The sequence below is a fragment of the Streptomyces adustus genome (assembly GCF_009377175.1).
In the GTDB taxonomy this organism is placed as follows: Bacteria; Actinomycetota; Actinomycetes; order Streptomycetales; family Streptomycetaceae; genus Streptomyces; species Streptomyces adustus.
This window is the reverse complement of sequence record NZ_VJZD01000027.1, coordinates 24,707-46,561: the sequence shown is the minus strand read 5'-3', so window position 1 is coordinate 46,561 and position 21,855 is coordinate 24,707. Positions and strand designations below refer to the sequence as shown.

Below are 21,855 nucleotides of genomic sequence, written 5' to 3'. Positions count from 1 at the left end.
CACAGGTTCTGACAGCTTGTTACATGTCTGTCGGCACTGCCTGGCCTGAGCCGTTCCGGCCCCGACCTCGGCTCCGGGGCCCCGCGTCCTGCCCGGAAGCCCCTCCCCCGTCGAGTCACGTCGCCGGGGCATCCGTTCCCCGGGGTCGGCCTCTGTCCTCCACACTCACCCCGTGATGGACGCCCGGAAGTGGTAGCGGTCGCCACGGTACGCGGCTGCGGTGAGTTCGAGGGGCTGTCCGTTCTGGTTGAAGGCGAGCTGGGTGGCGACGAGCACAGGAGTCGCGTCCGTGATTTCCAGCAGTCGCCGCTCCTCCGCCGTCGGGTGGCGGGCTTCCACGGAGTAGTCGGCGACCTTCGGCAGTTGTGGCGGGTCGGCGCGGCGGAGTGTGGCGAAGAGCGTGTCCTTGGTGAAGTCCGTCTCCGCCAGCTTCGGGCACAGGGCGAGAGGCAGCCGATTGTGCTCCAGCACCACGACGATGTCGTCCAGGTAGCGCAGCCGGCGCATTTCGAAGAGCGCGGCTCCCGGGCCGACCCTCAGCTGCTCGGACTCCTGAACCGTGGCAGGCCGGACCCTGGCCTCCAGGACCGAGTCGCGCAGCCGTAGTCCCTGCTGCTCGGCGTAGTCGGCGAAGCCCTGCACCGACTGGGCCGCCGCCCGACCGGGTGCCGACGGAGGCGCTGTGGGGGCGACTCGTGCGTAGCCCTCGGCGAGGAACCATCCGCGGGCCGGCGCGGACTCGATGACCTCGCGCTCCGCGAGTTCGTTCAGGGCGGAGCGAAGGGTGACGCGCGAGACGCCGTACCGGGTGGCCAGTGCCCGCTCCGACGGCAGTCGGTCTCCCGGCCGGGCACCCTTCTCGGCGATGTCGTCCAGGAGGCGTCCGGCGACCTGGGTGTACAGCGGCAGAGCGTCTCCGCTCAGCAGCCCTTGAGGGAGACCACGATCCGTAGAAGACATACCAGATGTATACCAGTTTCAAGCAGACCAGTTCAATACCATAACCAGACCATTGACGACCATTCACGAGACCAGTACCGTTCCAGTCACGTTTCCGAAGGCGCGCCGACAGATGCGGCTGAGGCCTTCGGAGAACCCTGGAGCGATCATGTGGAACCCCTTGGACGAAGTGGTCCGCCGCCAGAAGGCAGGCGAACCGCACGGCATCACCTCCGTCTGCTCGGCCCATCCGCTGGTCATCGAGGCAGCGGTTCGCCAGGCCCTCGCCTCGGGAGGCACCGTCCTCGCCGAGGCGACCTCCAACCAGGTGGACCAGTACGGCGGCTACACCGGCATGCGGCCCGAGGACTTCCGGGAACTCGTGCACGGCATCGCCGTCGAGCACGGGCTGCCGCTGGACCGGGTCGTTCTGGGCGGAGACCACCTGGGACCCAACCGGTGGCGGTCACTGCCCGCGGAGTCGGCGATGGCCGAAGCGGACGAGCTCGTCGCGGCCTACGTCCGGGCGGGCTTCACGAAGATCCACCTGGACTGCAGCTTCGTCTGCGCCGACGACGCAGCTCCGCTGACCGACAGCCTGGTCGCCGAGCGCACCGCACGCCTGGTGCGCGTGGCCGAGACCACCGCGGGTGACTCCGCCGACGCCCTTCGCTATGTCATCGGAACCGAGGTGCCGGTGCCGGGAGGGGCGCACGAGACGCTGGACGGCATGGCCGCCACCAGCCCGCAGGCGGCTCGCGTGACGCTGGAGCACAACCGGCGCGCGTTCGAGGAACACGGTGTGGCCGGGGTCTGGCCTCGTGTCATGGCCCTGGTCGTACAGCCCGGCGTGGAGTTCGACCACCTCCAGGTGTTCGACTACCGGCGGGAGCGGACGGCCGAGCTGCGCACGGTCCTCGCCGACGAAGCCGGCATGGTCTTCGAAGCCCACTCGACCGACTACCAGACGGTGGACGCACTGGCCGGCCTGGTGGAGGACCACTGGGCGGTGCTCAAGGTCGGCCCCGGCCTGACGTTCGCGGTGCGCGAGGCCCTGTTCGCGCTGGCCGACATCGAGGACGAACTCGTACCGGCCGAATCCCGGTCCCGGCTGAGCGAGGTGGTCGACCGGCGGATGCGCAACGAGCCCTCCGGATGGGAGGGGTACTACGGGGGCGACGCCGACGATCAGCGGCTGGCCAGGCGCTACAGCTACAGCGACCGCATGCGTTACTACTGGCCCGACCCCGAGATCGCCGCGGCGCAGGACCGGCTGTTCACCAACCTCTCGGGCCTCGACATCCCGCTCCCTCTGCTGAGCGCCCACCTGCCCAACCAGTACCAGCGCGTCCGGACCGGGGCCCTGGCCGCGACGCCGCGGGACCTCGTGGTCGATCACATCCGTGACGTCCTGCGCGACTACGACCGTGCATGTCGAACCCATGACAAGGAGTACGCGTGAAGACCACCACCCAGGACCTGGTGCCTCAGGACTGCGGGGCCGACCACACCACCGCCGAGATCGTCCAGCAGCCCGACGTGTGGCGTGAGGTCGGGGCGATCATCGCCGGTGGACGCGCGTCCCTGGACGCCTTCCTCGCCCCCCTGCTCGCCGACGAGGACCTGCGGATCGTCCTCACGGGAGCCGGTACCTCGGCCTTCGCCGGAGAAGTCGTCCGGGCCGCGGTCGCGCGCGCGACCGGCCGACGCACCGATGCCGTTTCGACCACCGACATCGTCGCCGACCCCCACGCGTCCTTCCCCGACGACGTCCCCACCCTGCTCGTCTCGTTCGCCCGGTCCGGGGACAGCCCCGAGAGTGTGGCGGCGACCCGGCTGGCGGACCAGGTCCTGGCACATGTGCACCACCTCGTCATCACCTGCAACAGCGCCGGGCAGCTGGCGCGCCTCCACGGCGGGAGCGCCTCCTCCCACGTCCTGCTGATGCCCGCCGCGTCGAACGACCAGGGCTTCGCCATGACGTCGAGCTTCACCGGCATGCTCCTGGCGTCCCTGCTCGCCCTGGGCGCGCTCACTACCGACGCCGTCGAGGCCCCCGCCGCCGCGGCCGAGCACATCACCGCGGGCGGACTCTCCGCGCAGATCGAGGAGTTGCTGGCCCGCGCACCCGAACGGCTGGTGTACCTCGGCAGCAGCAGCGCGCTCAAGGGGCTGGCCCAGGAGTCCGCCCTGAAGCTGCTGGAGCTGACCGGAGGCGCGCTCGTGGCGTCCTCGGAGTCCTCACTCGGCTTCCGCCACGGCCCCAAGTCGGTCCTGAACGACCGTACGGCCGTCGTCGTCTACGTGTCGAACGACCCCTACACGCGCCGCTACGACCTCGACATCCTCGCCGAACTGCGCGCGGGGCTGCCGCAGGGCAGCGTCGTCGCCGTCTCCGCGTCACGGGACGGACTGCCCGACGACGGCACCTGGCTGCTTCCCGGGCTCGCGGATGTCGACGACACCGTCCTCGCCCTTCCCGCGGTGCTGTGTGCGCAGTTGGTCGCGCTGCGCGCGTCCCTGCACCAGGGCATCCGGCCCGACAACCCGTTCCCCTCCGGAGAGGTGAACCGCGTGGTGCAGGGCGTGACCGTGCATCCGCTCCCCCGGCGACGCGACGACGTCGCCTGACAGCGTTCAGACAGAGCCGAGCGGAGGAACAACGATGTTTCTGGGTGTGGACGGCGGAGGCACCAAGACGGCCTTCTGCCTCATCGACGGTGCGGGCGCCATCAGGGCCCGGGCGGTCGCGGAGGGAGCCTACTACTTCGCGGACAACGCCACCGGGGGTGTCGAGCACGTCGCGCAGGTCCTGCGCGAGGGAGTCCGGGCCGTGACGGAGGACGCGGGCATCACGCCCGCGGACATCGCCTACGCGTTCCTGGGCCTGCCCGGGTACGGGGAGGTGCCCGGCGACGTCGCCGCGCTGGACGCCGTCCCCGGCGAGGTGCTGGGCCACCGGCGCTACGCGTGCGACAACGACATGATCTGCGGCTGGGCCGGATCGCTCGGCGCGGTGGACGGCATCAACGTGATCAGCGGCACCGGATCGATGACCTACGGCGAGCGCAACGGCCGCGGTGTGCGCACCGGAGGCTGGAGCGAACTGTTCAGCGACGAGGGGTCGGCGTACTGGATCGCCGCCCGCGCGCTGAACGTGTTCTCCCGGATGAGCGACGGCCGGCTGCCCGAGGGTCCGCTCGCGGAACTCCTGCGCCGCCATCTCGATCTGACCACGGACCTCGAAGTGATCGACGTCGTACTCAACCGGTGGCAGGGGCACCGCAGCGAGATCGCCTCGCTGAGTCCCCTCGTGGTGGAGGCGGCCGGGCTGGGCGACACGCAGGCCGCCGCCGTCCTCACCCAGGCCGGACAGGAATTGGCCCTGCTGGTGGACAGTGCGCGCCGTCGGCTGGGGTTCGCCGCGACCGAACCCGTCCCGGTGTCCTACTCGGGCGGAGTCTTCGGCTCGGCCGCCGTACTCGACGCGTTCACCACCGAACTCCGCGGCGGCGCGGCCCGCTACGAACTGCGCCACCCCCTGTTCGAACCGATGGTCGGCGCGGCCATCTACGCGGCGAAACTCGCCGGAACCCCACTCGACGACGCAGCGCTCGCCGCCCTGCGCTCCACCTCGGAGATCACCACCGCGGAGAACCGCCATGCGTGACCAACGAAACTGGATCCTGTACGCGGGTCTGCTCGTCCTGTTCTGGGGCGTCTGGGGAGCGTTCTCGAGCCAGCCCACCGAACGGTACGGCTACCCGAACGAGATGATCTACGTCATCTGGGCCTTCACCATGCTGCTGCCGGCGGCCGTCGCGCTGCGCCGGGAGCGGTTCGACCGCAGGCCGATCGCCGCGGTCTACGGGCTCGCGGCGGGACTCACCGGGGCGGGCGGTCAACTCCTGCTGTTCCAGGCGCTGTCCAACGGCCCCGCCTACCTGATCTTCCCAGTGGTCTCGCTCTCCCCCGTGATCACCGTGCTGATGGCCGTGGCTCTGCTCAGGGAACGGATCGGAAAGCTCGCCGTCACCGGGGTGGTCGCCGCGCTGATAGCCATCGTGCTCATCAGCATCCCCGCAGGCGACCACGGCTCGGCCGACACCGGGTCCTGGCTGCTGCTGTCCATCCTCATCTGCGTGGCCTGGGGCGCGCAGGCGTTCTTCATGCGCAAGGCCGCCCTCGCCAGCGTCAACGACGCCACCACGTTCGGGTGGATGACCATCAGCGGTCTGCTGCTCGTCCCCGTGGCCGTCCTCATGATGGGCGGGCTGCCCGACGCCCCGTGGCAGGCTCCGGCACTCACCGCCGGCACCCAGGTCCTCAACGCCGTGGGCGCGTTGTTCCTCGTCATGGCCCTCAGCCGCGGCAAGGCCAGCGTCGTCGCACCGATCACCAACGCCCTGGCACCCGTCCTCACCATCGTGCTGTCGCTGGTCATCTACCAGACGCTGCCCACGATATGGGGGACGATCGGCATCGTCCTCGCCCTCGGCGGATCCACTCTGATGGTGTACGCCGACGAGAAGCGCGAAGAGACCCCCCAGCCCCGCCTTCCGTCGGCGCCGCTGGCAGGCCCGTAGACACCCCGCCCTCCGGTCCTTCGGATCACGCCAGACCCGCGCAGGTCGGCCTGATCCGAACCACCGCACACGGACATCCCAGGTTCAGACAGCCCCCGCGCGAGGAGCACACACATGCCTCTGGCCCCCACCGGCGAGCTGGTCGCCCACGCCGCGACCGAACGCCACAGCGTCACCGCCTTCAACGTCATCACCCTGGAGCATGCCGAGGGCATCATCACCGGCGCCGAGGCCGCCGAACGGCCGGTGATCCTGCAGATCAGCGAGAACGCCGTGCGGTATCACAAGGGCCAGCTCCGTCCGCTCGCTCTCGCGGCGGCCTCGATGGCCCGGTCCAGCACGGTCGAGATCGCACTCCACCTCGACCACGTGACCGACGTGGAGCTGCTGCACCAGGCGGCCGACTGCGGTTTCTCCTCCGTGATGTTCGACGCCGGGGCCCTGCCCTACGCCGAGAACGTCTCCGCCACCGCTTCGGCGGCGCGCTGGGCTCACGACGCGGGGCTCTGGCTGGAAGCCGAACTGGGCTATGTGGGAGGAAAGCCGGACGCCCCCACGAGCGCGCATACCGCGGGTGTGCGCACCGACCCGGCGGAAGCCGCCGACTACGTGGCGCGCACCGGCGTGGACGCCCTCGCGGTCGCGGTGGGCAGCAGTCACGCCATGACCGAGCGGTCGGCGACGCTGGACCAGTCGCTCATCGAACGGCTCCGAGAAGCGGTTCCGGTCCCGCTGGTGCTGCACGGCTCCTCCGGAGTCCCGGACGGCGAACTCCGTTCCGCGGTCCGAGCCGGCATCGTGAAGATCAACATCGGGACGGCGCTCAACATATCCCTGACCCGGGTCGTGCGCGACACACTGCACTCACTGCCCGCACTGACCGACCCGCGCAAGTACCTGGGTCCGGCCCGGGACGCCGTAGCGGCGACCGTACACACCACGCTCACGATGCTGGCTCACTGACGGCCACCGGCGCCGTCCCGACCACCGAGCCGCTGCCCGGCGCCCCGCGGCCTTCACCGCCACCCCTGGAACGACTTCCGAGTGACCTGCCCCACGACAGTTCGGGACCCGACACAGGCACTTCGGGCCTTGGGTCCCCGAAGCGCGGGATCGGGCCGATCCGCGACGTAGCTTCGATGTCAGCAGCCCCGCTCCGCCGGGCGTGGGCAGTGGGTCCGTGACAGGACCGCGGACAGCCCGGCCGAGGTCGAGGCACGTGAGGTCAAGGACATGGGCCTCAGCAGCCGCCGCAGTCAGCTTCGAGGAGTTCCGCCGATGAAGACCGTCACCCATTGGATCGGGGGCAGGCCCTTCGACGCCGCTGCCGGTGTTTCCGGCACCTGGGGCTCGGTGACCGACCCCGCGACCGGTGAGGTGACCGCCCAGGTCGCGCTGGCCGGTACCGACGAGGTCGACGCCGCGGTCGCCGCGGCGAAGGACGCCTACACGACCTGGAGCAGGTCGTCGCTCGCTCAGCGGATCGCCATCCTCTTCCGCTACCGCGAGTTGCTGCACGCACGCCGCGACGACCTCGCGGCGCTGATCACCGCCGAGCAGGGCAAGGTTCACGCGGACGCGCTGGGCGAGGTGGCCCGTGGGCTGGAGATCGTCGAACTGGCCTGTGGACTCGGCACGGCACTCAAGGGCGACATGTCGACCGAGGTGTCGAGCCGTGTCGACGTGGCCTCCATCCGCCAGCCGCTCGGTGTGATCGTCGGCGTCTCTCCGTTCAACTTCCCCGCGATGATCGGCATGTGGATGTTCCCGATGGCGATCGCCTGTGGGAACACGTTCGTCCACAAGCCGAGCAGCAAGGCCCCGTCCGCGTCCGTGCTGGTCGCCGAGCTCGCGGCCCAGGCCGGTCTGCCCGACGGCGTGCTCAACATCGTGCACGGCGACGAGACCGCGGTGAACGCACTGCTCGACCACCCCGACGTGGCGGCCGTGTCGTTCGTGGGTTCCACGCCGGTCGCCCGTCACGTCTACACCAGGGCGTCCGCGGCCGGTAAGCGGGTTCAGGCGCTGGGCGGGGCCAAGAACCACATGCTGGTGCTGCCGGACGCCGACCTCGACGCCGCCGCGGAAGCGGCCGTCACCGCGGCCTACGGCTCCGCGGGGCAGCGCTGCATGGCCGTCTCCGTGGTGGTCGCAGTCGGGTCGGCGGGCGACGAACTGGTGTCGCGGATCGCCGACCGAGCCAGGAAGGTCACGATCGGCCCGGGCCGTGACCCGGCGTCCGAGATGGGTCCCCTGGTCACCAAGGCGCACCGCGACGAGGTCGCGGACTACGTCGCGGGCGCGGCCGCCCAGGGAGCCGATGTGGTGCTCGACGGAAGGGACTTCACCGTCGAGGGTTTCGAGAACGGGTTCTGGATGGGCGTCTCGCTGCTCGACAGGGTCGCCACCGACTCGGACGCCTACCGCAACGAGATCTTCGGCCCCGTGCTGTGCGTGGTGCGCGCCGCGACCTATGAGGAGGCCCTACGCATCGTCAACGGCTCGCCGTTCGGCAACGCCGGCTCGATCTTCACCCGGGACGGAGGCGCCGCCCGCCGGTTCCAGCTGGAGGTCGAGACCGGCATGGTCGGCGTGAACGTGCCGATGCCGGTGCCGGTGGGCTACCACTCCTTCGGCGGCTGGAAGGACTCGGCCTTCGGCGACCACCGCATGTACGGCAGCGAAGCAGTGCACTTCTACACCCGCGGCAAGGTCATCACGAGCCGCTGGCCTGAACCCGCGGAGGTCGCTGCCGGCCCGGACCTGGGCTTTCCCGCCTCGCGCTGACCAGGCGAGCGCGAACGCCCTGTCGTAACCCTCCCTGATTCCGGACCGAAGGAGCCACCGTGAACTCCACGAACCCTGCCCTGGTGGTGCAACCCGGCGACGCGGCCGGTGCGCTGCTCAAGAACGGCGCATTCGAACTGCTCGCCGACGGAGGCGCGGTCAGCGCCAGCCGGCTGACACTGGCGACCGGCGCGGACGGAGCACCACCACACCACCACAAGCTCTCCCACGAGCTCTTCTACGTACTCGACGGGTCGGTCCTCTTCCGCCTGGGCGACACACTGACCACGGTGGGAAAGGGCGGTCTCGTCGTGATACCGCCCCACCTCCCCCACGTGTTCGGCGCGGCCGAAAACACCGTGGCCGACATGGTCGTCGTACTCAGCCCCGGCATCGAACGGTTCGGCTACTTCGAGCAGTTGGCGGCCATCAGCCGCGGTGAGGCGGAATTCGCGTCGCTGATCCCCGAACAGGACCGCTACGACGTGCATTTTGAGAACATCCCCGACTGGCGGTCGAGGCCGTCTCAGTGACTCGCCCTCGCCGCACCGTGTCCTGGATGTCGCACGCGTAGGAGGACTCAGTCGATCCGGGAGACCGGGTCGCGCGAACCGGGCTGGTGGCGCGCGAAGTAGTCGGCAAGGTGCGGGGCGAGGGCGGGGACGTCGACCGGAGTGCCCCCCGAGCGCAGGGACGTGGTGGCCGCGATGCCGGTCGCGACGGCCTCCCGGGCGGCGACGGGCGATGTCTCGGTCGAGCCGCCGTACGCGACGAAGCGCAGGAACTCGTCGACGAGTGACTGATCCGCACCGCCGTGCGCGCCGTCCGCCGCCTCGGTGGGGGCAACGGTCAGATCGGCCTCCGGCCGGTAGCCGGAACGGCGCCGGTTCCACACCTTGATCGACGGGGCATCGCCCTCGACGCCGTCCCCGAGGTTCTCCATACGGCCCTCGTCGCCGATGACGGTGTAGTTGCGCCAGTAGTCGGGTGTGAAGTGGCACTGCTGGTAGCTGGTGAGTACTCCGTTGTCGAGGCGGGCCAGCACCATGCTGATGTCCTCCACGTCGATGACGGGGTTGAGATCGCGCAGCGCCGACGGCGGCCAGACGCCCTCGTCGAACCAGTCCTGCACCCGTTCCGGGCCCTGGGGCCGGGTACGGCGGTGCGGGCTGGCTCCGTAGACCGACAGATCGCCCAGCGCGGTCACCGTGCGGGCGTAGCCGCCCGCGAGCCAGTGGATCGCGTCCAGGTCGTGTGCGCCCTTCTGCAGCAACAGGCCGGTGGTGCGGGCCCGTTCGGCATGCCAGTCCTTGAAGTAGTAGTCGCCGCCGTGGCCGACGAAGTGCCGGCACCACACCGCCCGCACAGTGCCGATCGCCCCTTCGTCGACGAGCCCGCGCATGGTCCGCAGGACCGGCAGATGGCGGAGGTTGTGCCCGACGTACAGCCGGGTGCCGGTGCGGGACGCGGCGGCCAGGACCCGGTCGCAGTCGTCGAGGTCGACGGCCAGCGGCTTCTCGACGAACACGGCGACGCCGGCTTCGAGGAAGTACAGGGCCGGCGCGGTGTGCAGGTCGTCCGGGGTGAGGACGAAGACGGCGTCGAGGTCGTCCGTGAGCATGTCCTCGTAGCGCTCGTGGACTTGGACGTCGGGCCCGAAGAGCTTCCGGGCGTCCGCGCGGGCACGCTCGGACGGATCCGCGCACGAGACCACGCGGGCCGAGCCGGGCTGCTCGGCCAGGACGGCCAGCCCGGCTCGCTGGCCCGTGCCGACGACACCGACGCGCAGTTCCCGCGCGGCCGACTGGTTGGTCATGGGGCATCCCTTCGTCGCGAACAGGGACACACGGCCGACGCCTGGACGTCATGGGCCAGTCAGAGGGTCGGCCGTGGTGCCGGAGGGTGGACTGCGGGCGGCAGAGACGCGTCACGAATCGCCCGGGGCCGGCACCGCACTCCCCGATCGACCGTTACGCCGACGACCTTAGATGCTCGAAGGTGCTCAATCAACGCTTATAATGAGCAGTTTCGAGCATTCTTTCTCTGCCGGGACGTGTTGCCGACGCGCCGCCCACTCTCTGCCGTGCCCTGCCGCCGGCTGCCACGCTTCGCCACGGGAGCATCCAACTGCCGTGCAAAACAAGGGACTTCGCAAACCATTGACATCGACACAGGCGATCGCTTTACTCCCGGACTACACCGGAGCCACGCTCCGCGTTCAGAGGCACGCCCAGCCGGTATGCAGGCCCCGCGCCACAAGCCCGGCCCAAGTCGCCAGGACACCCCACTCGTCCGAGGCGGGGACGTGCCCGCTTCCTCTGGAGCTCACGACATGAGCCACCTCAACACCACCACTCTCAAACTCACCGGCACGGTCATCGGCGCGGCCGCGCTGACCGGCGCCCTGTTCGTCGGGGCACCCTCGACGCAGGCGGCGACCGTGTCCCTGCCGCCCACGCACGCGGGCTTCGACTACCAGATCGGCGGCGCCTACACGCCGCCCACCGGTGTCAAGGTCGTCACCCGTGACCACACCGCCTCCCCGGCCGCCGGCCTGTACAACATCTGCTACGTCAACGCCTTCCAGGCGCAACCGGGCGCCGAGGGCGAGTGGGCGTCGGACCTGTTGCTGCGCGACTCCGCGGGCAAGGTCGTCTACGACCAGGACTGGGGCGAGGCCCTCCTCGACGTCGGTACGGACGCCAAGCGCCAGCGGATCGCCAACCAGATCGGATCGCAGATCGACGGCTGCCGGGACAAGGGCTTCCAGGCCGTCGAGCCCGACAACTACGACAGCTACTCCCGCTCCGGAGGCCGCCTGACGGCGAACAACGCACAGGCGTTCATCAAGCTGCTCTCCGCCCGCGCCCACGCGGACGGTCTGGCCATCGCCCAGAAGAACACCCCCGAGCTGGCCGGCAACCGCACCGCCAACGGCCTCGACTTCGCCGTGGCCGAGGAGTGCGGCCAGTACGACGAGTGCGGCGACTACACCAGCGCCTTCGGCAACAACGTGATCGTGATCGAGTACACCAACTCCGGCAAGTCGAAGGCATGCAGGGGGTGGGGCGGCACGCTGAGCATCGTCCAGCGCGACGTGAACGTCTCACCGGCCGGCAGCAGTGGATACGTCCGCAAGACCTGCTAGGCGCATCCCGCACTGATCGCGTCCCCGGGCGCGCCTGAAACGCGTGTCGGCCTGTGACGGCTCACCGAGCCGCCGCGGGCCGACATCGCGTACACCCGCGCGGACACACCGCGCCCTCGGCCATGAAGCCGCGTGTCGATCGGTCAACGGCTGGCGGCATACGGAGACCTGATGCGCAGTCATGCAGGTTTCACCGGCGTTTCACGCAGATCCAATCACCGCTTCCCTCTTGACAGCTACCTGGCACCATCGTTTAACTCCTGGTCAACGCCGTAGTCGAAGCACTCGGCGGCAGAGGTACGCCCAGCCGGTAGCTGACCACGCGCCAGAAGTCCGGACTGAGTCGCCAGGACCAGGTCGGTGTCCGAGGCGGGGACGTACCCACCATGTTCTGGGGCTTGGACATGATCCGTCTCCATGCGACTCCCCGTGGACGGCGAGGCACGACGACCACGGCCGGTCGCGCCTCACGTGCGGGCCGCCCCCTCCGGTCACCCGGCGCCCGCACCCGGCCGCCCTCGCTCCGGAGCACCCCCGCACCGCCGGCGGCAGCCGTTCGCCGACCGTCCCGCTCGCTGCGCGCCCGACGCTGAGCACCGGCCCCGCGGCCCTCCGGTCGCCCAAGACCGGCCACACACCCAGACCCGCCGGGACCACGCTCCGTCGCCACGGCCGCAACGCCGTACACCGGACGCGCCTCCTGCGCACCGGCGCGTGTCCCACAGCCCCACACGGGAGGTACCCATGCATGCGGTCACCCGCAGCGCACAGCCCCGACGGCGCACCGTGCTGCGCACCGGCGCCGCTCTGGCCACCACGGCGGCCGCGGGCCTGTGGGCCTCCGGCTGCGCGGCGGGCGGCGACGACGGCGTGAGTGCCGACGGCACCGTGACGATCGAGATGTGGCACGGGCAGACCGACACCGGCAAGAAGGCCATGGAATCCCTGGCCGACTCGTTCATGCGGAGCCACCCCCGCATCCGGGTGGAGCTGGGCGGCGGGGTGCTCGCCGACGCGATGCTCCAGAAGGTCACCGCCGCCCTCGCCGCCGGCTCCTACCCGGACATCGCCTATATCTTCGGCTCCGACCTGGCGAGCGTCGCCCACAGTCCTCAGGTCGCCGACCTCACCGACATGGTCGGGCACGCCGGCACGCCCTGGACGAACTACTGGCTGCCGGCCCGCCAGGCCGTGACCGTCAACGGCCAGGTACGCGCCGCGCCCGCGCTGCTGGACTCGCTCGCGGTGGTCTGCAACCGGAAACTCTTCCAGCAGGCCGGACTGCCGCTGCCCGAAGCGGACTGGCACTGGGACGACTTCGTCGCCACCGCCAAGGCGCTCACCGACGTCGGCCGCGGCCGATTCGGCACCGGCTGGCCGGGCGTCGGCGACGAGGACACCGTCTGGCGCATGTGGCCCATGATCTGGGATCTGGGCGGGGACGTCGTCGCCGACGACGGCAAGCACATCGGGTTCGGCGGCGACGCCGGGACCCGCGCTCTGGAGGTGGTGGCCGCCCTCGCCCGGGACAAGAGCGTCTACGTCGACCCGAAGCCGGGCAGCGAGCAGATGTACCAGGTCTTCCTGTCCGACCGGATGGGCATGGCCGTCACCGGACCCTGGCAGCTCCCCGACATCCGGCAGGCGAAGATCGACTATCACGTCGTCCCGCTGCCCACCTTCTCCGGCCGGCCGGTGACCATCAGCGGACCCGACACCTGGACGGTGTTCGACAACGGCGCCGCCCGCACGAAGGCCGCCAAGACCTTCGTCAGCTGGCTGATGCAGCCCGCTCAGGACGTGCGCTGGGACATCGACGCGGGCAGTCTCCCGCTCAGCCGCCGCACCCGCGACCTGCCCGCCTGGCAGCACCAGGAGAGCGCCACCGAGGGCCTGGACGTGTTCACCAAGGCACTGGACTCGGCCCGCGTGCGTCCCGTGCACGCCGCCTACCCGCAGATCTCGCAGGCCCTCGGGCAGGCCGTCGTCGCCGTGCTGCTGGGGCGGAGCAGTCCCGCCCAGGCACTGCGCTCCTGCGCCGCCGACGCCAACGCCGCACTGCTCATACCCCGCTGAGGAGATCCGCCGTGTCCCGAGTGCCCACCCCGATCACTCTGCCCCGTCCCCCGGACAACCGGCGTGCCCTGCGCCGCAGACGGGCCGCCGAGTCCGCGACGGCCTGGACGTTCGTATCGCCCGCGGTCCTGATCATCCTCGGTCTCAGCGTGGTGCCCATCGTCTGGTCGCTGCTGCTGTCCTTCCAGGCCGACGACCTCGTCACGCCGAGCCGCTGGGTGGGCCTGGACAACTACCGCGCCCTCGCCCAGGACCCCCACTTCAGCCAGGCCGTGCACAACACCCTGCTCTACACCGGGCTGTACGTGCCGGCGAGTATGGCGGTGGGGCTGCTGCTCGCCCTCGCCCTGAACCGGCGCATCCGTTTCGTCGGGCTCTACCGCACCCTGTTCTTCGTCCCGTTCGTGGTCTCCTCCGCCGCGCAGGGCGTGCTGTTCTCGTTCATCCTGGACCCGCAGTTCGGCGCGGCCAACGCGGTACTGCATTACCTCGGGATCCCGTCGCAGGGCTTCCTCAACGATCCGTCCCAGGCGCTGCCCGTGCTGGTCGCGATCAGTCTGTGGAGCGGTACCGGCTTCTGCATGGTCATCTACCTCGCGGCACTACAGGACGTGCCGGCCTCGCTGATCGAGGCGGCCCGGCTGGACGGCGCCGGCCGCTTCCGGATCCTGCGGCACGTCACCCTGCCCACGCTCAGGCCCGTCTCGGTGTTCCTGCTGCTGTGGCAGACCATCGAGGCCCTCCAGACGTTCGACCTCGTGTACGTCACCACCAAGGGCGGACCCCTCGGATCCACCACGGTGATCGTCTACTTCATCTGGGAGCAGGCGTTCAAGAACGCCACCGCAGGGTACGGCGCTGCCTCCGCGTATGTGCTGGCCGCGGCCCTGGGCCTGATCGGCCTGATCCTCCAGATCACCCGCCGCCGACTCCAGGGAGCCACCGCATGACCGCCGTCTCCGCCCCGGCCGCGGCCGCGCAGGCCGCCCCGACCGCCCGGCCCGACACCCGCCGACGACGCCGCCGGCTGCCGTTCAGCCCCTGGCACCTGCTGCTCGCGCCGATGGCGCTGCTGTTCGCGGTACCGCTCATCTGGCTGGTGCTCAGCTCGGTGATGAGCAACGCGGAGATCAACCGCTTCCCGCCGGCGCTGTGGCCCTCCCGTCTGGACCTGGGCGGCTACCGCTACGTGCTCGGCAACGCGATGTTCCCCCGCTGGTTCGCCAACTCGTTCCTCGTCAGCCTCGTCACGGTCACCGCGAACCTCGTGCTCGGCACCCTGGGCGGCTACGCGTTCGCCCGGATGCGGTTCGCCGGCTCCCGGTTGCTGCTGGGACTGATGCTGGCGACGATGGCGATCCCGTTCCAGCTGACGATGATCCCGACGTTCCTGGTGATGAAGCAGCTCGGCCTCATCGACACGCTCGGCGCGCTGATCGTGCCGTCCCTCGTCACGCCGTTCTCGGTGTTCCTCCTGCGGCAGTTCTTCCTCTCGCTGCCCCGCGAACTGGAGGAGGCCGCCTGGATCGACGGCTGCTCACGGCTTCACGTGCTGTGGCGGATCGTGCTGCCGCTGTCCCGGCCGGCCCTCAGCACGGTGGCCGTCCTGACGTTCCTCAGCACCTGGAACGACCTGACCTGGCCCCTGATCGCCATCAACCACGACACCCGGTACACGCTCCAGCTCGGCCTCACGACCTTCCAGGGACAGCACCACACACAGTGGGCAGCCGTGATGGCCGGGAACGTCATCACCGTCCTGCCGGTCCTGCTCGCCTTCCTCGGCGCGCAGAAGGCGTTCATCCAGTCGATCACCTCCACCGGTCTCAAAGGCTGACCCCGCTCGCCGCCGACACACCACCCAGGCAGGAACACCTCAGTGCCGCACGCCTTCGAGCTGCTCGACACCGGTGACACCGACCCCGACATCACCATCGGTCCGCTCGCCGCAACGCCCCTCACGAGAGCGGTTCGCTTCGGCGCGGTCCGCGAAGCCACCCCCACCCGCGCCTACGACGGTATGACCGCACAGCCCACGCGGGATGAAGTCCTCGCCCGCCCTTCCGAGACCGAGGAAAGCCCGGTATGACCACCACCCCCAAGATCGTCCTCATCGGCGCAGGCAGCGTCGTCTTCACCCAGGGACTGCTCGCCGACCTCCTCGCGTTCCCCGAACTGAAGTCCGCGCGCATCGCGCTGCACGACATCGACACCGAGCGTCTGGCCACCGCGCACGCGGCCGCCGTCCACATCGCCGACGCCCTCGGTGCCACGCCGGACGTCACCGCGGACACCGACCGCCGCAAAGCCCTGGCCGACGCCGACTTCGTCATCAACATCGTGCAGATCGGTATGGCCGAGGCCACCCGGACCGACTTCGAGGTACCGGCCCGCTACGGCGTACGCCAGACCATCGGCGACACCCTCGGCATCGGAGGCATCTTCCGCGCCCTGCGCACGTTCCCGTTCCTGAAGGATCTGGGGCGGGACATCGCCGAAGTCTGCCCGCAGGCCTGGCTGCTGAACTACACCAACCCCATGGCCATGAACGTCCAGTACCTGACGCAGGCCACCGGCCTGACCCGGGTGGTGGGTCTGTGCCACTCGGTGTACTGGACGATGCGCGACCTCGCGGTCCTTGTCAACGTGCCCTATGAGGAGATCAGTTACCACGCCGCGGGCGTCAACCATCAGGCGTGGGTGCTGCGCTTCGAGCACCAGGGCCGGAGCCTCTACCCGAAGCTGGACGAACTGATCGCCTCCGACGACCAGTTGCGCCGCAGGGTCCGGGTCGACATGTACCGCCGGCTCGGCTACTACCCCACGGAGACCAGCGAGCACTCCTCCGAGTACGTTCCCTGGTATCTGCACCACGACAGCGAGGTCGAACGGCTGCGGCTGCCGATCGGCGAGTACCTCAAGATCGTCGACGAGAACGTCGCCACCTACGAGAGGACCCGCGACGCGCTGGCCGCCGGGACGCCGGTCGCCGTCGAGGGGACGATGGAGTACGCACCGCAGATCATCCACAGCATGGTGACCGGCACCCCGCGCACGGTCTACGGCAACGTCCCCAACCGGGGCCTGATCGACAATCTGCCTGCGCACGGCACCGTCGAGGTGCCGTGTCTCGTGGACCCGCTGGGCGTCCAGCCCACCCGCGTCGGCTCCCTCCCGCCTCAGCTCGCGGCGCTCAACCGCACCTATCTGAGCGCGAACGACCTGGCGGTGCGGGCGGCCATCGAGGACGACCCGCGGCACATCAGGCACGCGGCAATGACCGACCCCGCCACGGCCGCGGCCCTGCCGGTCGAGGACATCTGGCGCCTGTGCGACGACATGGTCACCGCCCACGGCGATCTCCTCCAACCGGGACTGCGCACCCGTCTGGGTTCATGACCGACCGCGGACGCACCCGCGCCCCACTGTGACGGCCGCCGAACGCTCCCGTACTCCAACTTCTTCCGGAGAACCCCCGGTCCACGCGCTCCAGCATCCCGCCCCACCATCGGTACGGGATGCTGGATGAGTTCGCCTCCGACTTCCTCACCGACGCCGACGGAAGGGACTCGGATGAACCGGCGCCGGGCAGTGGTGTGTTGAGTCTGCGGACCGTTGTGAGGGCCGGTGCGCTGCTGGCCGCCGCCGTCACCGCAGCCCTCGCGTTCCGCAGGACGCTGCAGCGCAGGCGCGGCAGGCCATGCGAGAAGATCGCCACCGCCCAGGAGATCGCGTCGGCCGAGGCACTGCTTGCGGCCGCAGAACCGTTGGGCACGGCCCGCCTGGGCGTGGTGCTGCGCACGTGATCCACAGCTCGGACCTCGATGGCCGGGAGGTGCGCATGTTGCGGGGAGCAGGGCTGGCCTCGCCCGGGAGTTGAGTTGGCTGGTCGCGAGGACGGTGGCGTATGCGATGTCGGCAGGGTTGGTGAAGGAGCGGCTGGCGAGGGCGGCTTTGCGGAGGATGCGCCACCAGCCTTCCTGGAGGTTGAGCCAGCAGGCGCTGAGGGAGATGAAGGCGTGGTGGATCCGGGGATGGTCCTCGGGCCAGGTCCGGGTGGACAGGTTGTCGGTGACGATCCAGATGTCCCCGGCCGGGTTCGCGTCTTCGACCTGTTGCAGGAATTGCTGATAGAAGACGCTATTGCGGGAGGAAGCGGTCAAGGTGATCTGCTGGCTGTCCCGGACGCGTAAGGCCCCGTGGCCCAGGTCTTCTCGGGGCCGCGACTGTAGTCGAGTTCGGCTTTGATCCGGTGTCGGTCGGGTGATCAGGCGGGTGCAGGCCGGAAGGTCCCCGAGATCACCGGCCCCAGCTCAACCCGAACTCCTCGAGGCAGTAGCGGTTGCAGGCGCGGGAGATCGCCTCGGCGACGCCGTCGGCGAGGGTGTCGGGGTGACGCACACGCCGTGCCGGGCGCCCTGGCGGACGAAGTACCTGAGGGTCGTCTCCGGCCGATAGACCGAGTAGAAGACGACCGCGGCCGACTCGATCAGAGTCTGGTGGCGAGCCTGACACCACCGAGCACCGACAGCACACCGCCACGCTGCTGAATGCCCACCTGTCCACGCTGACCGAACTACTTGAACACGGCCGCTACACAGCGAGGGGCGTAACGGGCCAGCTGGCGGCGATCCGGCGGGACCAGCCGCACCAACACTCCGTGTACGAACTGCAGCACTCCGGCCGTCCGCCACCTGAAAGTCCGTCCGCCTGCTGTTATCGGACAACCATCCGGGCCCGGTAGGCTGATTCCAGGTGGCGGAGGGGACGTACGGCGTGCTGTGGAACGGGATCGAGTTCACCGTGGACGGTCGACAACCCGTGTCGGCCGACGACTTCCACCAGATAGGCCTGCACTGCTGGAGCAGCCCTCCCCACCGTGCTGCGGCAGCCTTCTTCCTGGAGCAGGCGGCGGCCAAGGGGCACGACGGGGCCGCGGAACTGCTGGGGCACATCTGTTTCGTCCAGGGTGACTACGTGCAGGCCGTGCCCTGGCTGCGGCAGAGCTCCGGGTCGCCGCGCGCCGCCTACTACCTGGGGTGCCTGTACCAGCAGGGCGCTTTGGACGCCGGCATCGCGCAGTCGTACGACGACGCCGCAGATCACTACCGCCGGGCCGTCGCACTGGGAGAGCCCGAAGCGATGCTCGCGCTCGGGAACCTCTACCTGGAGCGGCTCCTGCCTGTCAGCCGTGCTCCGATGGAACACGCCCTGGAGCACTTCCTGGCAGCAGCCCACAAAGGCCATCCCTACGGGCAGTTCCGAGCAGCGGAGCTGTACCGCACACTGTACGCCGATCCCGACCGCGCCCTGGCCCTCTACGAGCAGTGTCTCGCCAACCCGGCGCGCAGCGGCCACGCGCTGGCCTCACTGATGACCCTGCAGAGCGAGACCGCCGTCCGCGAAATTCGGTGGGATCGCAACAACCAGGCCATGGAGCTAAGGCGCCAAGCGGTCAACCCCGACTCTCCTGGGCGCACCGCGTTCTGAGCTCGCCCGCCGTCAGCGGAGGACCACACCGTCCCGTCCGCGGTCCAGCTCCGAGCGGTGGATGCGGATGACACGGCAACTCGGACCAACCCTCTTGATGCGCATGGTGGGCTCGCAGGCGACCCAGAGGGCCACCGTGCGCGTGCTCACCCCGTAGTGATCGGCGAACTGCTGCATCGTCAGCCACTCGGAAAGAGGCTCATCGGTCTGCTCCGCCATCGACATCCTCCCGGATCCACTTCTGTACGCGAGAAGAACCTACTGGCTTCAGCGCCGCTCGTCGCTGCGATCTTGAAGAGGCGTGCTCTTGGGGAGTCCTGATCTGATGGTCGTCCGGCATCGACCTCCTCGCCCCCACGAACATCGTCCCCGAGGAACTCCCAGCCCATCGGACTGCTCACCCTCAACCGCAACCCGGCGAACTACTTCGCCGAGACCGAGCAGGTCGCCTTCCACGTCGGCCACCTCGTGCCCGGCATCGATGTCACCGACGACCCATTGCCGGCAGGACGCCTATTCTGCCGACGATCTTCATCGCGGCGTCCGTTCCCTGGCTGGTCACAGGCACGTTGGTGGAAGTCTTCACGCTCTGAGTGTCGATCACGGATGCTGTCGGCTCGGGCTTGCGCCCCTCCTTCACGCGCGCCAGTCCGGTCAGGTCATAGTTGAGCTGGGCGAAAATTCCCTCGTCGCGCCAGGCGGCATAGTGGGCGTAGACGGTGCCGTGGTTCGGGAAGTCGTGCGGGAGGTATTTCCAGGGGATTCCGGTGCGGTTCACGTAGAGGATCGCGTTGAAGACGTCCCGTAAATCGACCTTGACCGGCTGTCCGGTTGGTCTGCGGTCGAGTCGGGCTTTTCTCCAGGCCGTCAACGTCGGCTCGATCAGGGACCATCGGGCGTCGGACAGGTCGCTGGGGTACGCCTTGCGCTCACTCGCGACGTAGCGTGATCACAGGCAAGGCGGAGGGCTCGGTTCCGCTGTTCATCGGGCGATTCCGCCGCAACCTCAAACCAGACGGACTTCCAGGCACGGAAGCGAACGAGACGGATGACTGAGCCTCCGGCCTGGAGAGCGCCATTCGCCGCCTATGGGATGAAGCCCCCCGAAGCAGGCCAGGGGCGAGATCCGCATATAGGGCTTGACCTGCATAAAAGCCCTCTTAATGGCTGGTTCCGTAGGCGGCCATGAACATGTCCAGCAGTCCGTCGACCGCATCCTCGTCGATGGGGCGGGTCGACAGCAGGCTGCGGTAGTACAGCGTGCCGCACAGCACCTCGGCGGCGAATTCCAGATTCGCCTTTGCGGTCAGTTCACCGGTCTGCTGGGCGCGGGTGATTCGGTCGAGGGTGCGCTGCTCGACGGTGACCAGGAATCGTTCGTGCAGGGTCGCCCGCAGCATGGAATCGGCCTGCGCCTCGGCGATGACTGCACGGTAGACGGGGCCGATCGGCGGGCTGGAGAGGGCGAGGCCCGAGCGTAGGAACTGTTCGCGCAAATCCGCGCGGACGTCCCCGGTGTCGCGGTAGTCCAGGTCGCTGGTCCACACGCGGCTGAGCGCGTCGAGCAGCAGCGCCGACATGGACGGCCAGCGCCGGTAGATCGTGTGTTTTCCGACCCCGGCCCTTCGGGCGACCGCCTCGATACTCAGGCCCGCGTAACCGACCTCCGCAGCCAGATCAAGGGTTACCTGCAGCAGCTCTTCGGTGCGCGCAGCGCCTCGGCGCCTCGGCGTGTCGGTCATGCCGCCATCCTAACGGCACACAGCGTGCCGTTGACAATGCCGCGGGCGGCGCGCAGAATTCAGACTCGATCGGCACGTCGCGTGCCGATGTCGGGTGTGGCGGCACGTCGCCACTCACGCGCTCAAGATCCAGTACGTCAGGTACTCAAGGGGAGATCTGCCATGAGCAGCACCGAAAGCAGCACGCACGAGGGATTCACGGCCGAGGAGCGGGCCGCGATGAAGGACCACGCCCAAGAGCTGAAGACGGAAGCGCGCCGCAGCTCGCACGCGGACAAGGCGGCGGAGGCGGCACGGGACGTGCTCGCGAAGATCGCCGACATGCAGGACTCGGACCGGATCATGGCTGAGCGCGTCCATGCCGTCATCACAGCCAGCGCCCCGGCCCTCGCGCCGAAGCTCTGGTACGGGATGCCCGCCTACGCGCTGGACGGCAAGATCGTGTGCTTCTTCCAGAGCGCGGAGAAGTTCAAGGCGCGCTATGCGACGCTCGGGTTCAGCGACCAGGCGAAGCTGGACGAGGGCCCGATGTGGGCAACCGGTTTCGCCCTGACCGAGGTGACGGCCGAGGTGGAGGCGCGCATCGGTGCGCTCGTGAAGCAGGCGGTCAGCTAGGACTTGTCCGGGCGATCATGTTCTTGAGATGGAACGAGCAAGACTTCGCCCAGGTCTTGGCATCTCCGGCGCCACCAGGGCCAAGCACGTGGCGCGTAGGGGTCGGGCAGGGTTCGCTCAAGGAACTCGGCGTCGGCCTTCTTGATGATCGACGCGATCTCTCGGGCCGCTCGTCTGTCGAGAGCCCCTATGGCCCGCTCGATCAGGAGGCGGTCGTCCCAGAGGTCGTAGCCCGGCAAGTGCGGTTGCGGCAAGTAGAGCGGCCAGCGTGGACGGCGCGCGAAGGCCTGCCAGCGGTTGATGGCGTCTTCGAGGTCCCGGACATGAAGGCCGCGTTCGACTTCAAAACGAACAGCCTCGCGGCGCGTACGCGGTGAGAGTTGTGATGGCCGACGCCGGTAGTCCCGAAAGCGGGAGCGGCAGATGGTGTCCAGACGTAGAGCAGCCGCCGTCTTGCGGGGCATGACTCTTC

Annotated in this window: 21 protein-coding genes and 2 pseudogenes; 17 read left to right on the top strand and 6 right to left on the bottom strand. The window is 69.3% G+C overall.

Features of this window, described 5'->3' with window-relative positions; genetic code table 11:
* Window positions 1-165: 165 nt before the first annotated feature.
* The gene (locus tag FNH09_RS09710) at window positions 166-960 is read right to left on the bottom strand and encodes a GntR family transcriptional regulator (RefSeq protein ID WP_152886335.1); all 795 of its coding nucleotides are present in this window, start codon (window positions 958-960) and stop codon (window positions 166-168) included.
* 148 nt (window positions 961-1,108) lie between these two features.
* Here FNH09_RS09710 and FNH09_RS09705 point away from each other — a divergent pair, with 148 nt between their 5' ends.
* The 7 genes from FNH09_RS09705 to FNH09_RS09675 all read left to right on the top strand — a co-directional run bounded on the left by FNH09_RS09705 (window position 1,109) and on the right by FNH09_RS09675 (window position 8,845).
* Window positions 1,109-2,401, top strand: a complete 1,293-nt coding sequence (locus FNH09_RS09705) for a D-tagatose-bisphosphate aldolase, class II, non-catalytic subunit (RefSeq protein WP_152886334.1) — start codon at window positions 1,109-1,111, stop codon at window positions 2,399-2,401.
* Window positions 2,398-3,570: an SIS domain-containing protein gene (locus FNH09_RS09700; RefSeq protein WP_162468327.1), complete on the top strand. Its 1,173-nt coding sequence runs from the start codon at window positions 2,398-2,400 to the stop codon at window positions 3,568-3,570. The genes FNH09_RS09705 and FNH09_RS09700 overlap by 4 nt, the downstream gene beginning before the upstream one ends.
* A gap of 34 nt (window positions 3,571-3,604) precedes the next feature.
* Complete coding sequence (locus FNH09_RS09695; RefSeq protein WP_152886333.1) at window positions 3,605-4,609, top strand: N-acetylglucosamine kinase; 1,005 nt, start codon at window positions 3,605-3,607, stop codon at window positions 4,607-4,609.
* Window positions 4,602-5,525, top strand: a complete 924-nt coding sequence (locus FNH09_RS09690) for a DMT family transporter (RefSeq protein WP_152886332.1) — start codon at window positions 4,602-4,604, stop codon at window positions 5,523-5,525. Before FNH09_RS09695 ends, FNH09_RS09690 begins: the two co-directional genes overlap by 8 nt.
* Window positions 5,526-5,639: 114 nt before the next feature.
* Window positions 5,640-6,488 carry a class II fructose-bisphosphate aldolase gene (locus FNH09_RS09685; protein ID WP_152886331.1) on the top strand — a complete coding sequence of 283 codons (849 nt, stop codon included), beginning with the start codon at window positions 5,640-5,642 and terminating at the stop codon, window positions 6,486-6,488.
* A 315-nt stretch (window positions 6,489-6,803) separates the two neighbouring features.
* Complete coding sequence (locus FNH09_RS09680; protein WP_152886330.1) at window positions 6,804-8,312, top strand: CoA-acylating methylmalonate-semialdehyde dehydrogenase; 1,509 nt, start codon at window positions 6,804-6,806, stop codon at window positions 8,310-8,312.
* Between the two features lie 59 nt (window positions 8,313-8,371).
* Window positions 8,372-8,845, top strand: a complete 474-nt coding sequence (locus FNH09_RS09675; RefSeq protein ID WP_162468326.1) for a cupin domain-containing protein — start codon at window positions 8,372-8,374, stop codon at window positions 8,843-8,845.
* A gap of 47 nt (window positions 8,846-8,892) precedes the next feature.
* On the opposite strand, the gene FNH09_RS09670 is transcribed toward FNH09_RS09675, so the two are convergent.
* Entirely contained in the window at window positions 8,893-10,128 is a 1,236-nt protein-coding gene (locus FNH09_RS09670) for a Gfo/Idh/MocA family protein (protein ID WP_152886329.1), read from the bottom strand.
* A 516-nt stretch (window positions 10,129-10,644) separates the two neighbouring features.
* On the opposite strand from FNH09_RS09670, the gene FNH09_RS09665 reads away from it, so the two are divergent.
* From FNH09_RS09665 to FNH09_RS09625, 8 genes are all read left to right on the top strand, one after another.
* On the top strand, window positions 10,645-11,460 hold the full coding sequence (locus FNH09_RS09665; protein ID WP_152886328.1) for an endo alpha-1,4 polygalactosaminidase: 816 nt from the start codon (window positions 10,645-10,647) through the stop codon (window positions 11,458-11,460).
* A gap of 744 nt (window positions 11,461-12,204) precedes the next feature.
* Window positions 12,205-13,536 (top strand): ABC transporter substrate-binding protein, encoded by a 1,332-nt coding sequence (locus FNH09_RS09660; protein ID WP_152886350.1) that lies wholly within the window; start codon window positions 12,205-12,207, stop codon window positions 13,534-13,536.
* Window positions 13,537-13,547: 11 nt separating this feature from the next.
* Window positions 13,548-14,486, top strand: coding sequence for an ABC transporter permease subunit (locus FNH09_RS09655; protein WP_162468325.1), 939 nt, complete (start codon window positions 13,548-13,550; stop codon window positions 14,484-14,486).
* Window positions 14,483-15,373 carry a carbohydrate ABC transporter permease gene (locus FNH09_RS09650; RefSeq protein WP_152886327.1) on the top strand — a complete coding sequence of 297 codons (891 nt, stop codon included), beginning with the start codon at window positions 14,483-14,485 and terminating at the stop codon, window positions 15,371-15,373. Before FNH09_RS09655 ends, FNH09_RS09650 begins: the two co-directional genes overlap by 4 nt.
* A 42-nt stretch (window positions 15,374-15,415) precedes the next feature.
* Window positions 15,416-15,625, top strand: a complete 210-nt coding sequence (locus FNH09_RS09645; protein ID WP_202919635.1) for a hypothetical protein — start codon at window positions 15,416-15,418, stop codon at window positions 15,623-15,625.
* Complete coding sequence (gene melA, locus FNH09_RS09640; RefSeq protein WP_152886326.1) at window positions 15,622-16,935, top strand: alpha-glucosidase/alpha-galactosidase; 1,314 nt, start codon at window positions 15,622-15,624, stop codon at window positions 16,933-16,935. Before FNH09_RS09645 ends, melA begins: the two co-directional genes overlap by 4 nt.
* Window positions 16,936-17,054: 119 nt before the next feature.
* Window positions 17,055-17,342, top strand: coding sequence for a hypothetical protein (locus tag FNH09_RS09635; protein ID WP_202919634.1), 288 nt, complete (start codon window positions 17,055-17,057; stop codon window positions 17,340-17,342).
* A 949-nt stretch (window positions 17,343-18,291) separates the two neighbouring features.
* Entirely contained in the window at window positions 18,292-19,026 is a 735-nt protein-coding gene (locus FNH09_RS09625) for a tetratricopeptide repeat protein (protein WP_152886325.1), read from the top strand.
* A gap of 12 nt (window positions 19,027-19,038) precedes the next feature.
* On the opposite strand, the gene FNH09_RS09620 is transcribed toward FNH09_RS09625, so the two are convergent.
* Window positions 19,039-19,245 (bottom strand): MerR family transcriptional regulator, encoded by a 207-nt coding sequence (locus tag FNH09_RS09620; RefSeq protein ID WP_152886324.1) that lies wholly within the window; start codon window positions 19,243-19,245, stop codon window positions 19,039-19,041.
* 116 nt (window positions 19,246-19,361) lie between these two features.
* Between FNH09_RS09620 and FNH09_RS09615 the strand changes: the two are divergent.
* Window positions 19,362-19,545 (top strand): annotated as a pseudogene (locus FNH09_RS09615) (catalase); the annotation flags it as partial.
* On the opposite strand, the pseudogene FNH09_RS09610 reads toward FNH09_RS09615, so the two are convergent.
* Window positions 19,544-19,933, bottom strand: a pseudogene (locus FNH09_RS09610) (transposase); the annotation flags it as partial. The pseudogenes FNH09_RS09615 and FNH09_RS09610 sit on opposite strands and share 2 nt — an antisense overlap.
* A gap of 253 nt (window positions 19,934-20,186) precedes the next feature.
* On the bottom strand, window positions 20,187-20,768 hold the full coding sequence (locus FNH09_RS09605; RefSeq protein WP_152886323.1) for a TetR/AcrR family transcriptional regulator: 582 nt from the start codon (window positions 20,766-20,768) through the stop codon (window positions 20,187-20,189).
* A 162-nt stretch (window positions 20,769-20,930) separates the two neighbouring features.
* Between FNH09_RS09605 and FNH09_RS09600 the strand changes: the two genes are divergently transcribed.
* Complete coding sequence (locus FNH09_RS09600; RefSeq protein ID WP_152886322.1) at window positions 20,931-21,383, top strand: iron chaperone; 453 nt, start codon at window positions 20,931-20,933, stop codon at window positions 21,381-21,383.
* Here FNH09_RS09600 and FNH09_RS09595 read toward each other — a convergent pair.
* Window positions 21,380-21,847 carry a hypothetical protein gene (locus FNH09_RS09595; protein ID WP_152886321.1) on the bottom strand — a complete coding sequence of 156 codons (468 nt, stop codon included), beginning with the start codon at window positions 21,845-21,847 and terminating at the stop codon, window positions 21,380-21,382. The genes FNH09_RS09600 and FNH09_RS09595 overlap by 4 nt on opposite strands.
* Between the last annotated feature and the right edge of the window lie 8 nt (window positions 21,848-21,855).

Bases quoted from the DNA above. Each gene is read 5' to 3' on its own strand.
- FNH09_RS09600 (WP_152886322.1), top strand. From the start codon at position 20,931: ATGAGCAGCACCGAAAGCAGCACGCACGAGGGATTCACGGCCGAGGAG.
- FNH09_RS09680 (WP_152886330.1), top strand. From the start codon at position 6,804: ATGAAGACCGTCACCCATTGGATCGGGGGCAGGCCCTTCGACGCCGCT.
- FNH09_RS09650 (WP_152886327.1), top strand. From the start codon at position 14,483: ATGACCGCCGTCTCCGCCCCGGCCGCGGCCGCGCAGGCCGCCCCGACC.
- FNH09_RS09690 (WP_152886332.1), top strand. From the start codon at position 4,602: ATGCGTGACCAACGAAACTGGATCCTGTACGCGGGTCTGCTCGTCCTG.
- FNH09_RS09635 (WP_202919634.1), top strand. From the start codon at position 17,055: ATGCTGGATGAGTTCGCCTCCGACTTCCTCACCGACGCCGACGGAAGG.
- FNH09_RS09595 (WP_152886321.1), bottom strand. From the start codon at position 21,847: ATGCCCCGCAAGACGGCGGCTGCTCTACGTCTGGACACCATCTGCCGC.
- melA (WP_152886326.1), top strand. From the start codon at position 15,622: ATGACCACCACCCCCAAGATCGTCCTCATCGGCGCAGGCAGCGTCGTC.
- FNH09_RS09620 (WP_152886324.1), bottom strand. From the start codon at position 19,245: ATGGCGGAGCAGACCGATGAGCCTCTTTCCGAGTGGCTGACGATGCAG.
- FNH09_RS09605 (WP_152886323.1), bottom strand. From the start codon at position 20,768: ATGACCGACACGCCGAGGCGCCGAGGCGCTGCGCGCACCGAAGAGCTG.
- FNH09_RS09660 (WP_152886350.1), top strand. From the start codon at position 12,205: ATGCATGCGGTCACCCGCAGCGCACAGCCCCGACGGCGCACCGTGCTG.
- FNH09_RS09670 (WP_152886329.1), bottom strand. From the start codon at position 10,128: ATGACCAACCAGTCGGCCGCGCGGGAACTGCGCGTCGGTGTCGTCGGC.
- FNH09_RS09705 (WP_152886334.1), top strand. From the start codon at position 1,109: ATGTGGAACCCCTTGGACGAAGTGGTCCGCCGCCAGAAGGCAGGCGAA.
- FNH09_RS09695 (WP_152886333.1), top strand. From the start codon at position 3,605: ATGTTTCTGGGTGTGGACGGCGGAGGCACCAAGACGGCCTTCTGCCTC.
- FNH09_RS09710 (WP_152886335.1), bottom strand. From the start codon at position 960: ATGTCTTCTACGGATCGTGGTCTCCCTCAAGGGCTGCTGAGCGGAGAC.
- FNH09_RS09665 (WP_152886328.1), top strand. From the start codon at position 10,645: ATGAGCCACCTCAACACCACCACTCTCAAACTCACCGGCACGGTCATC.
- FNH09_RS09685 (WP_152886331.1), top strand. From the start codon at position 5,640: ATGCCTCTGGCCCCCACCGGCGAGCTGGTCGCCCACGCCGCGACCGAA.